Source organism: Actinomadura logoneensis (genome assembly GCF_003428695.1).
In the GTDB taxonomy this organism is placed as follows: Bacteria; Actinomycetota; Actinomycetes; order Streptosporangiales; family Streptosporangiaceae; genus Spirillospora; species Spirillospora logoneensis.
Map to the genome: position 1 here is coordinate 1 of NZ_QURH01000137.1, position 13,423 is coordinate 13,423.

General features: G+C 73.9%; 9 protein-coding genes. 5 read left to right on the top strand and 4 right to left on the bottom strand.

Going from position 1 to position 13,423, the window contains the following annotated elements:
• Nucleotides 1-248: 248 nt before the first annotated feature.
• Together DZF91_RS07225 and DZF91_RS07230 are read left to right on the top strand one after the other, a co-directional pair.
• Complete coding sequence (locus tag DZF91_RS07225) at nucleotides 249-1,382, top strand: acetyl-CoA C-acetyltransferase (protein WP_117356708.1); 1,134 nt, start codon at nucleotides 249-251, stop codon at nucleotides 1,380-1,382.
• 70 nt (nucleotides 1,383-1,452) lie between these two features.
• The gene (locus DZF91_RS07230; RefSeq protein WP_158587870.1) at nucleotides 1,453-2,235 is read left to right on the top strand and encodes an enoyl-CoA hydratase/isomerase family protein; all 783 of its coding nucleotides are present in this window, start codon (nucleotides 1,453-1,455) and stop codon (nucleotides 2,233-2,235) included.
• Between the two features lie 80 nt (nucleotides 2,236-2,315).
• Here the strand turns inward: DZF91_RS07230 and DZF91_RS07235 are convergent, their stop codons facing one another.
• The 3 genes from DZF91_RS07235 to DZF91_RS07245 all read right to left on the bottom strand — a co-directional run bounded on the left by DZF91_RS07235 (nucleotide 2,316) and on the right by DZF91_RS07245 (nucleotide 6,053).
• On the bottom strand, nucleotides 2,316-3,734 hold the full coding sequence (locus DZF91_RS07235; protein ID WP_117356710.1) for a polysaccharide lyase 6 family protein: 1,419 nt from the start codon (nucleotides 3,732-3,734) through the stop codon (nucleotides 2,316-2,318).
• Nucleotides 3,735-3,889: 155 nt separating this feature from the next.
• Entirely contained in the window at nucleotides 3,890-5,143 is a 1,254-nt protein-coding gene (locus DZF91_RS07240) for an MFS transporter (RefSeq protein ID WP_199486470.1), read from the bottom strand.
• A 187-nt stretch (nucleotides 5,144-5,330) separates the two neighbouring features.
• Nucleotides 5,331-6,053, bottom strand: coding sequence for an IclR family transcriptional regulator (locus tag DZF91_RS07245; RefSeq protein ID WP_235834140.1), 723 nt, complete (start codon nucleotides 6,051-6,053; stop codon nucleotides 5,331-5,333).
• A gap of 312 nt (nucleotides 6,054-6,365) precedes the next feature.
• On the opposite strand from DZF91_RS07245, the gene DZF91_RS07250 reads away from it, so the two are divergent.
• The 3 genes from DZF91_RS07250 (at nucleotide 6,366) to DZF91_RS07260 (ending at nucleotide 10,513) form a co-directional block, all read left to right on the top strand.
• A complete protein-coding gene (locus tag DZF91_RS07250) occupies nucleotides 6,366-8,321 on the top strand; it encodes an acyl-CoA dehydrogenase family protein (protein ID WP_117356712.1) in 1,956 nt (651 codons plus the stop codon).
• A gap of 229 nt (nucleotides 8,322-8,550) precedes the next feature.
• Nucleotides 8,551-9,513: a lipoate--protein ligase family protein gene (locus tag DZF91_RS07255; protein WP_147341038.1), complete on the top strand. Its 963-nt coding sequence runs from the start codon at nucleotides 8,551-8,553 to the stop codon at nucleotides 9,511-9,513.
• A gap of 208 nt (nucleotides 9,514-9,721) precedes the next feature.
• Entirely contained in the window at nucleotides 9,722-10,513 is a 792-nt protein-coding gene (locus DZF91_RS07260) for a class I SAM-dependent methyltransferase (protein ID WP_235834141.1), read from the top strand.
• 126 nt (nucleotides 10,514-10,639) lie between these two features.
• Here DZF91_RS07260 and DZF91_RS42915 read toward each other — a convergent pair.
• Nucleotides 10,640-13,423, bottom strand: a 2,784-nt coding sequence (locus DZF91_RS42915; protein WP_117356715.1) for an ATP-binding protein, incomplete at its 5' end; no start/stop codon positions are given.

Consider the following 13,423-nt stretch of genomic DNA (forward strand, 5'->3'; position numbering starts at 1 on the left):
GCCGGCCGACCGCTCCAGCGCCGGCCGGCCGCTCCAGCGCCGGCCGACCGCTCCAGCGCCATCTCACCGCTCCGGCGTCCCCCGGCCGCATCCGGTCTCACCCGGAGGCCGCGGGACGCTGACCTTCGCGCGATCCGAGACCCAGCTCACACGGGATTGCGCCACGGGCGCGGTAATCTCATACTGACTGACCGAATCTCACTCGGTTTCGGGACGGAACCACCAACCCCTGGCTTATTGGAGGCGCAGTGGCCGAGGCGTACATCGTCGGCGCGGTCCGTACCCCCGTCGGTACCAAGAAGGGCGCACTGAAGGACGTCCACCCCGCCGACCTCGGCGCGCACGTCCTCAAGGAGCTGGTCAACCGCACCGGGGTGGACCCCTCCGCGGTCGAGGACAACATCATGGGCTGCGTCATGCAGGTCGGCGGCCAGTCCCTCGACATCGCGCGCACCGCGTGGCTGTCGGCGGGCCTGCCGGAGAACGTGCCCGGCGTGACCATCGACCGGCAGTGCGGCTCGTCCCAGCAGGCGATCCACTTCGCCGCGCAGGGCGTGCTGTCCGGCACGCAGGACCTGGTCGTCGCGTCCGGTGTCGAGCACATGGCCAAGGTGCCGATGGGCGCGTCCATCGTGCAGGGCCTCGACTTCCCGTACGGCGAGGGCTGGGCCGAGCGCTACGGCATGCAGGAGATCTCGCAGTTCCGCGGCGCGGAGCTGATGGCCGAGAAGTGGGGCTACACCCGCGAGGACCTGGAGAGGTTCGCGCTGGAGTCGCACCGCCGCGCCGCCCAGGCGATCGAGGCGGGCCACTTCGACCGCGAGATCGCCCCGCTCGCCGGGCTGTCCAAGGACGAGGGCGCCCGCCCCGACACGACGCTGGAGAAGATGGCGACGCTGAAGACGCTGCGCGAGGGCGGCGTCATCACCGCGGCCGTGTCGTCGCAGATCTCGATCGGCGCGTCCGCGCTGCTGATCGCGTCCGAGGAGGCCGTCCGGCGGCACAACCTCACCCCGCGCGCCCGCATCCACACCCTCGCGGTCACCGGCTCCGACCCGGTCTACATGCTGACCGGCCCGATCCCGGCGACCGAGAAGGCGCTGGCCAAGGGCGGCCTGTCCATCGACGACATCGACGTGTTCGAGGTCAACGAGGCGTTCGCGCCGGTGCCGATGGCGTGGGCGCACGAGACCGGCGCGTCCCTGGAGAAGACCAACCCGAACGGCGGCGCGATCGCCCTCGGCCACCCGCTGGGCGCGACCGGCGGCATCCTGATGACCAAGCTGCTGCACGAGCTGGAGCGCACCGGCGCCCGCTACGGCCTGCAGACGATGTGCGAGGGCGGCGGCCAGGCCAACGCCACCATCATCGAGCGCCTCTAGGCGTCCGGCTTCCGGCATCGTCCGGGCGGGACCGCGCACGGCGGTCCCGCCCGTTCTCCTTGGAGGGCCTGTGTACTCGACGATCCTGTACTCGGTGTCCGAGCGCGTCGCGCGCGTCACGCTGAACCGCCCGGACGCGCGCAACTCGCTGAACGACACGATGGTGGACGAGCTGCTCGACGCCTTCGCGCGCGCACGAGACGACGACGAGGTGCGGGTCGTCGTCCTCACCGGGGCCGGTGACCGGGCCTTCTGCGCCGGGGCCGACCTCGGCGGACTGGCGGCGTCCGGGGTGGCGGCCACCCGCGAGGAGCTGCGGGCGAGCGCGCCGTTCCGGCTGTTCACCGCCTTTCCGAAGATCGGCAAGCCGGTGCTGGCGCGGCTCGCCGGGCACGCCGTCGCGGGCGGCCTCGGCCTCGCCGCCGCCTGCGACCTGGTGATCGCCGCCGACGACGTGAAGCTCGCGACGCCCGAGGTGAACGTGGGCCTCTGGCCCATGATGATCATGGCGGTCATCAACCGGAACGTCGCGCCCAAGCACGCGTTCAAGCTCTACTACACCGGCGAGCGGATCACCGCCGCCGAGGGGCGCGAGATCGGCCTGGTCACCGAGGTCGTCCCGCGCGCCGAACTGGACGAGCGGGTGGACGCCCTGGCCCGGTCGATCGCCGCCAAGTCGCCGGTCGGGCTCCGGCGCGGCCGGGACGCCTTCTTCGCCGTCGAGGGCCGTCCGCTGGAGGACGCCGTCGAGTACCTGCTCGGCGAGCTGGTCGAGCTGGCCGCGACCGAGGACGCCAAGGAGGGCATCACCGCCTTCCTCGAACGCCGCGAGCCCGACTTCAAGGGCCGCTGAAACCCGCCTGTCCCCAGGGTCGGCCGCCCCTGCGTCGGTCGACGCGCGTCAGGGGGCGGACGACCCTGCGTCGAGGCCCGTCAGTTGGCGGACGGGCCGACGTCGGCGGTGGTCAGCGGGGTGCGCGTGACGCGGGCGGTGGACAGTTCGTCCGCGCCGATGTCGGCGCGTCCGGCGGCCGGCTGGCCGTCGGTGTCGGTCCCGTCGCCCGGGAACGGGTTCTTCGCCGCGTCCACGGCCGGGCTGCCCTTGACCAGGTGCTGGAGGCCGCCGCTCGGCTTCAGTCTCGGGTCCGCGAACCGGTAGCCCGAGGCGGGGACGCCCGGTGCGCCGGTCGCGGGCGCGAAGAACAGGTTGCCCGTGAAGCTCGACGTGAGGACGCTGAGGCTCACGGCCGGGGCCTTGGCCGTCCGGACGACGTTGTCGGCGAAGGTCAGGTCATGGGCCTTGCCGCCGCCCGAGTGGTCGCTCCTGACCTGGCCGAGGACGGTGTTGTGCGTGAACCGGACGTGGGCGGCGGGCCAGTAGGCGTTCGGGTCGGACGTGCCGCCGCCGACGGTCACGCCGCCCTCCACGTAGTTGGTGTGGATGTCGTGGCCGCGTCCGTAGAACCTGATGCCGGACGTGCCGAACAGGTCGTTGCCGTAGACCTGCGAGTCGTTGCTGAAGCGCAGCACGATCCAGCCCTTGCTGCCGCGGATCGTGTTGTGCCGGATGACGTTGTTCGACGACTTCACCGAGATGCCCTCGGCGTCGCCGTTCGCACGGTCGAGCAGGTTGCCCTCGATGACGGCGTGCGCCGGGACCGCGCCCTTGTCTCCGTAGCCGAGCCGGATGCACTCGCCGCCGTTGGAACCCGTGTAGCCGTGGTCGCTGAAAAGGTTGCCGCTCACGCGCGTCCGCTGCGCCATGGTCTTGCCCGGCCCGTTGATCTGCAGGTACACGCCCTGGGACCGCTTGTGCGTGAACGTGTTGCGGTCGATCCGGACGTCGTCGGCCTCGACGCTCACCCAGTTGTTCTTGGTGGCGGGCTCGGCCAGCCGGAACGTGTTGCGGGTGAGCCGGACGCCGGGCGAGTCGGCGGGCACGGCCGGAGCCTGCCGGGTGTGGAACACGAACCCGGAGAGCGTCACGTAGGGGGAGCGGGAGAGCGTGATCCCGGCCGTCCCGGTGAGGACGGCCTTGCCGGTGTGCTGCGCCCCGACGGTGATCCGGGCCTGCTTCGTCCCGGCCCGCCCGGCGATCCGCACGGGCGTGTCCAGCCGGTAGGAGCCGTCGCGGAGCAGCACGGTGTCGCCCGGCCGCGCCGCGTCGATCTTCTTCTGGAGGTCGGCGGGCGAGGACGCCAGGACGGTCCGGCCCGCGACCGCCGACACCGCCGTGCTCCGCCCGCCGGGGCCGCCGCCCTCGGTGGCGACGGCGACGGCCGCCGCCGTCCCGCAGGCGAGCACGCCCGCGCCCGCCGTGAGAACCGAGATCCGTGCCGTCGTCCGTCGCATCGTCGCGTGACCTCCATGATCGCCAGGGCTGGCCGCAGTGTAGAAGCGGCGCGTCCGGCGAAGGGGCGAAACGCGGCAAGCCCGCCCCGACTGTTCCGCTCCCGTTCACGCGCCAGGCGGCACGGGACGCCGGGGAGAGGGCGCGGTGCGTGACGTCAGGCGGCTCCCTCCACGGCCGGCGCGGGCGCCGTCTCCGTGCGGACGGCGTCCGCGGACGGGCCGTCGTCCGAGGCGTCCGGCAGCAGGGGGCTGACCAGGACGAACTGGAGCGCGGCCAGGACGAGGCAGAGTGCGGCGGTGCTCGTCCACAGCGCGGTCACTCCCGCGTGCTGGAGCAGCTGGGTGCCGACGACGGGTGCGGCGATACCGGCGAATCCCCAGCTCAGCCCGTAGACGGAGAGGTACCGGCCGCGGGCGTCCGGCGGCGCGAGGTCGGAGACGGCAGCGTAGACGCGTCCGAAGATGAGCAGCTCGCCGATGCTCCACACGACGGTCGCCAGAACCAGCGGGACGAGCCCGCGCGCGAACGCGTACCCGGTGAACCCGGCGGCCAGCACGACACCCCCGAGCGCCAGGGCCACGGGCGTGGACAGCGCGGCGAGCCGCCCGATCCGCAGCAGCGGCTGACCCGCGACCGTGGTGACGGCCGAGACGGTGAACAGGATCCCGGCGTCGGCGGCGTCCAGCCCGCTCCGCGTCATCGACAGCGGCAGTGCCACCGTGACCTGCGTGAACACCATGGCGTAGAGCGTGCCGCACCCGAGCAGGGCGAGCAGGGCCCGGTCCCGCCACGGGGAGGCGGCGCCGCGCCGCGTCCCGCCGGGCCGGGGCCGGTCGAGCGGCAGGACGCGCCGCACGACCACCGCGCAGAGCAGGCAGGACACCGCGTCGATCGCGAAGAGCCAGCGCAGGTCCCAGCGTCCGACGGCGGCGGCGATCAGCCCGGCTCCGGTGCTTCCGGCGGCGAGCGCGGCGCTGAACAGGCCGAACGCGCGGGCCCGGTCCGCCGGGCCGACGGCGTCCGCGATCATCGCCTGGCTCGCCGGTTCGTAGATCTCGTAGACCAGCCCGAGCAGAACCGCGAACGCCAGCACCTGCCAGACCGTTCCGGCGGCGGCGATGGCGAGCTGCGCCACCGCGCACCCGGCCAGCCCGAGGACGATCGAGCGGCGGCGGCCGATCCGGTCGGCGAGCCGCCCGCCGAGCAGCCGGGACGGCACGGTCGCGACGCCGAACGCGGCGGTGACCAGTCCGCCGGTCGCCGGGCTCACCCCGAACCGGGCGACCGTGAGGGCCGCGAGGAACGGCACCGAGAAGGCGCCGAGCTGGTTCACGCCCCGGGCCACGGCCAGCATCCAGACGCTCCGGGGCAGTCCGCCTCCGCGCACGGCGACCTCCGTAACTGTCATGAACGAGTACGACAGTGACGACAATAGGCCTCGTGGCGTAACTGGTCAATCCTCCTTCGGCAGTTACATGGTCGTGTGCGGCGACGCCGACGGCCCCGGCGCGCGGGCCGCGGCCGGGGCTGGACGGGAGGTGAGACGGGGCGTCCGCCGGTCAGAGCGTGAGGCGTGGAGACCGGGCGTCCGCCGGTCAGAGCGTGAGGCTGAGCGTGCGCTGGATGCGGGCCGCCGTCGCCTGCATGCGGTGCACCCGCGCCTCCACCTTCGGGAGTTTCGTCGAGCGGCACGAGATCGCGAGCGCCCCGACCACGGTGCCCGTGGAGTCGGTGACCGGGACGGCCGCGCAGCCCGTCCCGATGGCGTACTCCTCGTGGTCGAGCGCCAGTCCCGTCTGCGTGTTCAGGAGCTGCATCAGCCGGCGCGGCTCGGTGATCGTGTGCGGGGTCAGGTCGACCAGCGGATGCCGGGCCAGGTAGTCGCGGCGGCGGTCCTCGTCGAGCTGGCCGAGCATGCACTTGCCGATCGCGGTCGCGTGCGCGGCGTCGTCGAACCCGACCCACAGGTCCACGCGCGGCGCGCGCGGGCCGTCGGCGATGTCGACGATGCGGATCTCGTCGTCCACGTGCATGCCGAAGTAGGACGCGACGCCCAGCTCGTCCCGCAGCGCGATGAGCGCGGGCCTGATCCGGGTCAGGAGCTGCTGGGCGCGGGCCTGGCCCTGGAGCGAGTGGACGCGGTCGCCCAGCACCCAGGCGCCGTCGGTCATCCGCAGCGCGTAACCCTCGTGGGCGAGGGTACGGAGCAGGTGGTAGGTGGTGGCGAGCGGCAGCCCCGCCTCGCGGGACAACTGCTTCGCGGGCGCGCCGTTGGGATGCGAGGCGACGGCCTCCATGAGACGCAGCGCCCGCTGCACCGAGGAGATGAGAGTCGGTCTCCGTGTCTCATCCATCACGCACAGCGAACCCCTCCGGCCGGGCAGTGGCCAAGACATGGGCGGTACGCGACCATTGGATCACCTTCCGTGCCGTCCGGAGGCCGTTTTCGCGAAGTCGGTCTCGGCGGCGGGCCCTACTCATCGGTTTCACCCGGGAGTAACTTCACGGGAAGAGCCTTCGGCAGCACATCCACGGAAGCACCACCCACGGAAGCAACACCCAGGGAAGCAAAGCCCGGCGGAGCACCACCCGCGGGCGCACACCTTCGGGAGCACATCCGAGGAGTCGGCATGAACCAACCGGACCACGCCGCGAGCCGGACGCATGTGGACGAGCGGACCGCGCGGCGCGTCGCCGAGGAGGCCCGGGAGTCCGAGTGGAGGCTGCCCAGCTTCGGCAGGCAGCTGTTCCTCGGCGACTTCCGTCTCGACCTCGTCCACCCGCACCCGCGCCCGGACGCCGAGGACCGCCGCAAGGGTGACGAGTTCCTTGCCCGGCTGCGAGAGTTCTGTTCCACCCGCGTTGACCCGCTGCTGATCGAACGGGAGGCGCGCATCCCCGACGAGGTGATCGAGGGGCTGCGCGAGCTCGGCGCGTTCGGCATGAAGATCCCCGAGCGGTACGGCGGGCTCGGGCTCAGCCAGTACCACTACGGCCGGGCGCTGATGGTCATCGGCTCGTGCAGCCCGGCGATCGGCGCGCTCGTCTCGGCGCACCAGTCCATCGGCGTCCCGCAGCCGGTCAAGCTGTTCGGCACCGACGCGCAGAAGGACGCCTGGCTGCCGGTCAGCGCGCGTTCGGTCACCGCGTTCCTGCTCACCGAGCCGGACGTCGGGTCCGACCCGGCGCGGCTGCGCAGCACCGCCGTCCCCGACGGGGACGAGTACGTGCTGAACGGCGTGAAGCTGTGGACGACCAACGGCGTGATCGCCGACCTGGTCGTGGTGATGGCGCGCGTCCCGAAGACCGAGGGGCACCGGGGCGGCATCTCCGCGTTCGTCGTGGACATGCGCAGCCCCGGCATCACCGTCGAGAACCGCAACACGTTCATGGGCCTGCGCGGCATCGAGAACGGCGTGACCCGGTTCCACGACGTCCGCGTCCCGGCGGCGAACCTGGTCGGCGCGGAGGGCGCGGGCCTCAGGGTGGCGCTGACCACGCTGAACACCGGGCGCCTCTCCCTGCCCGCGATGTGCGCGGCGGCCGGCAAGTGGGCCACCGGGATCGCGCGCGGGTGGACGGCCGAGCGCGTCCAGTGGGGGCGTCCGGTCGGCGAGCACGAGGCGATCGCGAAGAAGGTCTCGTTCATCGCCGCGACCGCGTACGCGCTGGAGGCGATGAACGACCTGTCGGGCTGCCTCGCCGACGACGAGCGCAACGACATCCGGATCGAGGCGGCGCTCGCCAAGCTCTGGGCGTCCGAGATGGCGTGCCGGATCTCCGACGAGCTCGTCCAGCTGCGCGGCGGGCGCGGGTACGAGACCGCCGAGTCGCTGGCGGCGCGCGGCGAGCGCGGCGTCCCGGTCGAGCAGGTCTTCCGCGACCTGCGCATCAACCGCATCTTCGAGGGCTCGACCGAGATCATGCACCTGCTGATCGCGCGCGAGGCGGTGGACGCGCACCTGTCGGTGGCCGGGGACATCATCGACCCGGACGCGACGACCGGCGACAAGGCGCGGGCGGCGGCGCGGGCCGGGAACTTCTACGCGCGCTGGCTGCCGACGCTGGTCACCGGGCCCGGACGGCGTCCCGGCGCGTACGGGCAGTTCGGGCCGCTGGCCCGGCACCTGCGCTATGTCGAGCGCGCCTCGCGCAAGCTCGCCCGCTCCACGTTCTACGCCGCGGCCCGATGGCAGGGCGGGCTGGAGCGGCGGCAGGGCTTCCTCGGCCGCATGGTGGACATCGGCGCCGAGCTGTACGCGATGAGCGCGGTCTGCGTGCGCGCCCACGCCGACGCCCATCCGGAGGGCGACCCGGTGGGCGAGGGGGCCGCGGTTCCCGGAGGGTCGGCGATCCGCCTGGCCGACGTGTTCTGCCGGCAGTCGCGGGTGCGGGTGGAGGAGCTGTTCGACGGGCTCTGGCGCAACACCGACGCCGAGGACGGACGCCTCGCCCGCGAGGTCCTGAACGGCGACTTCACCTGGCTGGAGGAGGGCGTCATCGACCCGTCCGTGCCGGGGCCGTGGATCGCGTCCGCCGACCCCGGTCCGAGCCGGCGCAAGGACGTGCACCGGTTCGTCGGCTGACCGGCGACACGCCGGGCGGAGACGGCCGGTCGGGAGTCCCGGGCGACCCGACTACCTGCGGATCATTGCACAGTGTCACCATATGAAAACTCTCCGCCTGTCATCGGCCCGGTGTGTCGATATGTTTCAGCCACCCGGCGCCGGTGTGTGCCGTGCCCGGGCGCGCGGGGGCCGGATCGGCCGGGACGGCCGACACGGAGGTGAGCGGAGGGACGGCGGGATGCTCAGCATGATCGTCGATGACGTTCGGGAGCCGGCGTGGAACCTCGCGCTGGACGAGGCCCTGGTGCGGGTGCCCGGCCCGCGCGGGCGGCGCCGGACCGCCCGGCGCCGGGGAAGACCCGCCGGACCGGCCGGACCCGGCGGACCCGCCGGAGCCGGGTACGTGCCCCGGATCCGGCCGGCGGACCTGCCGTTCGACCTCCCGCCCGCGAGCACGGCCGCCGAACGAGCCGCGCCGGTGCTGCGGGTCTGGCAGAACGCGCCGAGCGTGGTGGTCGGCCGGTTCCAGAACGTCGAGGAGGTCGTCGACCTGGCCGCCTGCGCGCGCGACGGCGTCCGCGTCGTCCGGCGGGCCAGCGGCGGTGGAGCGGTCTACACCGACTCGGGCACTCTGCTGTTCTCCCTGGTCCGGCGGCCCCGGCCGGGGGACCGGCGGATCACCGCGGAACTGCCGGATCTCGACGTCCTGGTGGGCACGGCGCTGGGCCGCCTCGGCTACCCGGCGGACCTGCTCGCCGGGAAGGGGGCGGGCGGCGTCGCGGGCGGGCGCACCGGCGGCCGGCCGGCCGGACGGACGGGCGGGATCGTCCAGACGGCCTGGCTGCGGACCCGCGACGCCGTCCTCACCCACCTCGCGGTGCACGTCACGCCGATCAACGCCTACGGTCCCGCGTACCTGGTGCCGCCCCGGCCGCGACCGGGATCGGCCACGGGACCGTTCCCGCAGGCCGGCGGCGCCGAGCGGCACACGCTCGCCGACCTGGGGCTCCCGGTCACGCTCGACGCGGTCCGCGCGGCGGTGCTGAGCGAGATCATGGACGTGTACGGGATCGCGCGCACGCGCCGCCCCGACCAGGGCGAACAGGCCGTCCGCGACCATCTGTACAGCGTGCGGTACGGGGACGTGACGTGGAACCTGTCGGGGCCCGCGGGCCCTAGACGGGCCGCCCGGGAGTTCAGCGGCGGTTGACCGGCGGCCGACTCCCGGTTGGGAGGGGTTCACCGCCCTCTGACCTGGACGTTTCGCCGGCTTGGCACGCCGGGGCGGACGGGACTTTTGGGGGTGCGCGCTGTGGGTAGACTGTCCCGACCTTTGTGCCCGAGATCGGCATCGGCCCTGTCGAACAGCATCCGAGCGAGCGGGAAGTATGCAGTCACCAGGTCAGAAGAAGAGCATCATGGGCGGCGTCCTCAGCCTGCTCAGCAGCGGTCCCCAGCAGGCGGGGCCGGCCGCGCCGCCCGCCGCGGGCGAGGACGTGGTCCAGCCCGCCGCCGGTGAGGGCGCGCTGGAGAACCACCTCGGCGGCGACGAGGCGCGCAACTACCGCAAGTACGAGTACGACATGGTCGCCCCGCACGTCGGGCGCAAGCTCCTGGAGATCGGCTCGGGGCTCGGGCACTTCTCCGAGCAGTTCGCGGGCCGCCTGGACTACCTGGTCGTCAGCGACAACGACCCGTACTGCGTCGGCGAGCTGCGCAAGCGCTACGACGGCAACGAGGACGTCGAGGTCCTCGACCTCGAACTGCCCGCGACGATCGACATCCGGCAGAAGGTCGACACCGTCGTGATGATGAACGTCCTGGAGCACATCAAGGACGACGTCCAGGCGCTGCGCGACCTCGCCGCCGTGACCGAGCCCGGCGGCCGGATCGTCATCTGGGTGCCCGGCTACATGCAGCTGTACGGCGACTTCGACCGCAAGGTCGGGCACGTCCAGCGGTACACGCCGACCACGCTGGAGAAGTCGGTGCGCGAGGCGGGCCTGGTGCCGGACGTCCTCAAGCCGATCAACTTCCTGGGCGGCATCGCCTGGTGGGCGGCGGTCCGGCGCGGCGGCGCGGGCTACCCCGACCCCCGGCTCGTCAAGATCTACGACCGGACGGTCATCCCGACCACCCGGGCGATCGAGCGGATCGTCCGGCCGCCGTTCGGGCAGACCGTCTTCTGCGTCGCCCGCGTCCCGAACTGACCGCGGCGCCACTTTTTCCTTCCGGCAGGGCCCGGCTTCACCTCGCGGTGGGCCGGGTCCTGTCTGCTTGCCGGGTCCTGTCCGTTCGCCGGAGCGCGGCGCGTGCGCCGCGGCGGGGCGGCCGGGTCAGTGGGTGGCGGGGGTGAACAGGGAGAGCCGGTGGGCGGTCGCGGCGGCCTCGCCGCGGCTGGCGACGCCCAGCTTGGCCAGGATGTTCGAGACGTGCACGCTGGCGGTCTTCGCGGAGATGAACAGGGCCTCGGCGATGTCGCGGTTGCTCTGCCCCTCGGCGACCAGCCGCAGCACCTCGAACTCGCGCGGGGTGAGGCCGAACGGCGTGGCGGCGGGCTCGGTCCGCTCGCCGAGCCGGGCCCGCTGGGACAGCTCCGACAGCCGGTCCAGCAGCGGGACGGCGCCGAGGCCGCGGGCGAGCTCGGTCGCCCTGGAGAGGCGGATGCGGGCGGCGTCGCGGTCGCCGGCGTGCAGCGCGGCCTGCCCGGCCCAGGAGAGCGCCAGTGCCTCCGGGTAGGGGTTCGCGAGCGCCTTCCACCTGGTCGCGGCGTCGTCCCAGGCGTCCACGTCCAGGTCGCCCCGTGCGCGCGCGGCGGCGGCCTCGTAGGTGCTCTTCCACGCCTGCTGCGCCGGCCCGAGGACCAGCGTCGCCCGCGCGCGCTTCTCCACCCGCGCGAACTCGGGGGTTCCGCCGAGCTCGGCGCACGCCGTCGCGGCCAGGACGAGGACGGGCCAGGCGTAGCGGCTGTCGTCCGGGAGCGTCTCGTCGGGATCGCCGAGGACGGGCTCGGCGGCGACGAGCGCGGCGTCCGGACGGCCCTGGGCGAGCCGGATGGCCGCCTCCAGGCGGCGGGTCGCGAACAGGTCCTGCGCCTTCGGCCAGGTCACCTCGCGGGCGTGGCCGAGCATCCGCACCGCCCGGTCCAGGTCGCCGCGCGCGGTCGCGATCTCCCCGGCGAGCGCGAACAGCGAGGTCCGGATCTTGCGCGGCGGGCGCTGGTCGATCGTGCGGCGCAGCAGCGCGTCCGCCTCGTCCCAGCGGCCGAGCGAGACCAGCGGCTCGGCCAGGTTGATGGCCAGGAACGCGCCCTGGGTGCGGGCGACGCCGTTCACCTGGGCCTTCTGCACCCCGGCGCGGGCGACCTCGACGGCCTCGGCGTGCCGTCCGGAGCCCTCCAGGAAGTGCGACCGGTTGATCGCCACGCGCAGCCGCAGCCGGTCGTCGCCCTCGCTGTCGGCGAGCTCCTGCATCCGGTCGAGCATCTTCTCGGTCGGGCCGTCCTGGCCGTAGCCCGCGCCGTAGTCGAAGTCCACGCAGGACAGGGTCAGCAGCGCCTCCACCTCGGCCTGCCGGTCGTTCAGGCTGCGCCCGATCCGCAGGGCGGCGTGCGCGGCGGCCTTCGGCTCGTCGGAGTTCTGCAGCAGCCGGCCGACCGTGGCGAGGGTGTTGAGCGCCCGCGCGCGCTCCGGGGTGGGCGGCTCGCTGGGCAGCAGCCGGACGGCCTCGCGCAGGTCGTCCACGGCGCCGGGCAGCGTCTGGTCGAACAGCATCCGGCCGCGCCGCTCCAGCAGCGCGGCGCGGCGGGCGGCGCTCTCCGGTGCGTCCGGGAGCTCCCGCAGCGCCGCGGTCGCGAACTTCACCCCGCGGTCCAGCTCGCCGGCGCTCTCGGCGGCGACGACGGCCTGCTCGAACACCTCGATCCGGGACGCGCCGATGCGCTCGGGGGCGTCCGGCACCCGGTCCCAGAGCTCCAGGACGCGGGCGAGCATGTCCAGGCACTCGGCGTACGCGAGGCGGTGGCGGGCCTCCGCGGCGGCCTTCCAGGACGCGACGAGCGCCCACAGCGCGTCGTGCGCGGCGTGCCAGTGGTGGCTGAGCTCGTGCCAGAGCCGGTCGGCGGGGACGAGGTCCGGGCCGTTCTCCAGCGCCTCGGCGTACCGGGTGTGCAGGCGGGTGTGCTCGCCGGGCAGCAGGTCGTCGTGCACCGCCTCGCGGATCAGCGCGTGCCGGAACGCGTACCCGTCGCCGTCCACCACCAGGACGTTCGCGGCGACCGCGGGGCGCAGCACGCGGGTCAGCGCCGCGTCGTCCAGCCGGGTCACGGCCGCCAGCAGCCGGTGGTCGATCCGGGTGCCACCGCCGCTGGCGTCGCGCAGCGCCTCCTGGGTCTCCTCGGGCAGCCGCTCGACCCCGGCGAGCAGCAGGTCGCGCAGGGTCTCGGGCAGCTCGCAGACGAGCCGCCCGTCGCAGCCGACCAGCGTCTCGACGAACAGCGGGTTGCCCTCGCTGCGGGACTGCACGGTGTCGACCAGCTCGGGCTCGGGGGTGCGGCCGAGGATGTCGGCCACCAGCTCGCCGACCTCCTCCCGGGACAGCCGGGGCAGGTCCAGCCGGCGGACCCGGTCCACCCGGTCGAGCTCGGCGAGCAGCGGGCGCAGCGGGTGCGAGCGGTGCAGCTCGTCCGACCGGTAGGTGACCACGATCAGCAGCCGCGCGGTCCCGACGTTGCGGACCAGGAACGCCAGCAGGTCGCGGGTGGAGCGGTCGGCCCAGTGCGCGTCCTCGATGACCAGCACGACCGGGGACCGCTCGGCGAGGCGCTCCAGCAGCGTGAGCATCGTCTCGAACAGCCGGGCGCGGGCCTCGCCGGACGCCGCGTCCGGCTCGGGCTCGCCGAACTCCGGCAGCAGCCGGGCCAGCGCGGACGTCGCGCCGCGCGGCAGCAGCGCGGCGACGCCGTCCACGCCGACGTCCCGGACGAGCCCGCGCAGCACGGTCGTGAACGGCGCGAAGGGCAGGCCCTCCGAGCCGAGCTCCAGGCAGCCGCCGACCAGCATGAGCGCGCCGTCCCCGGTGCCGTCGGCGGCCGGGGCGGCGGCGGACGCGGCGGCGGCGTC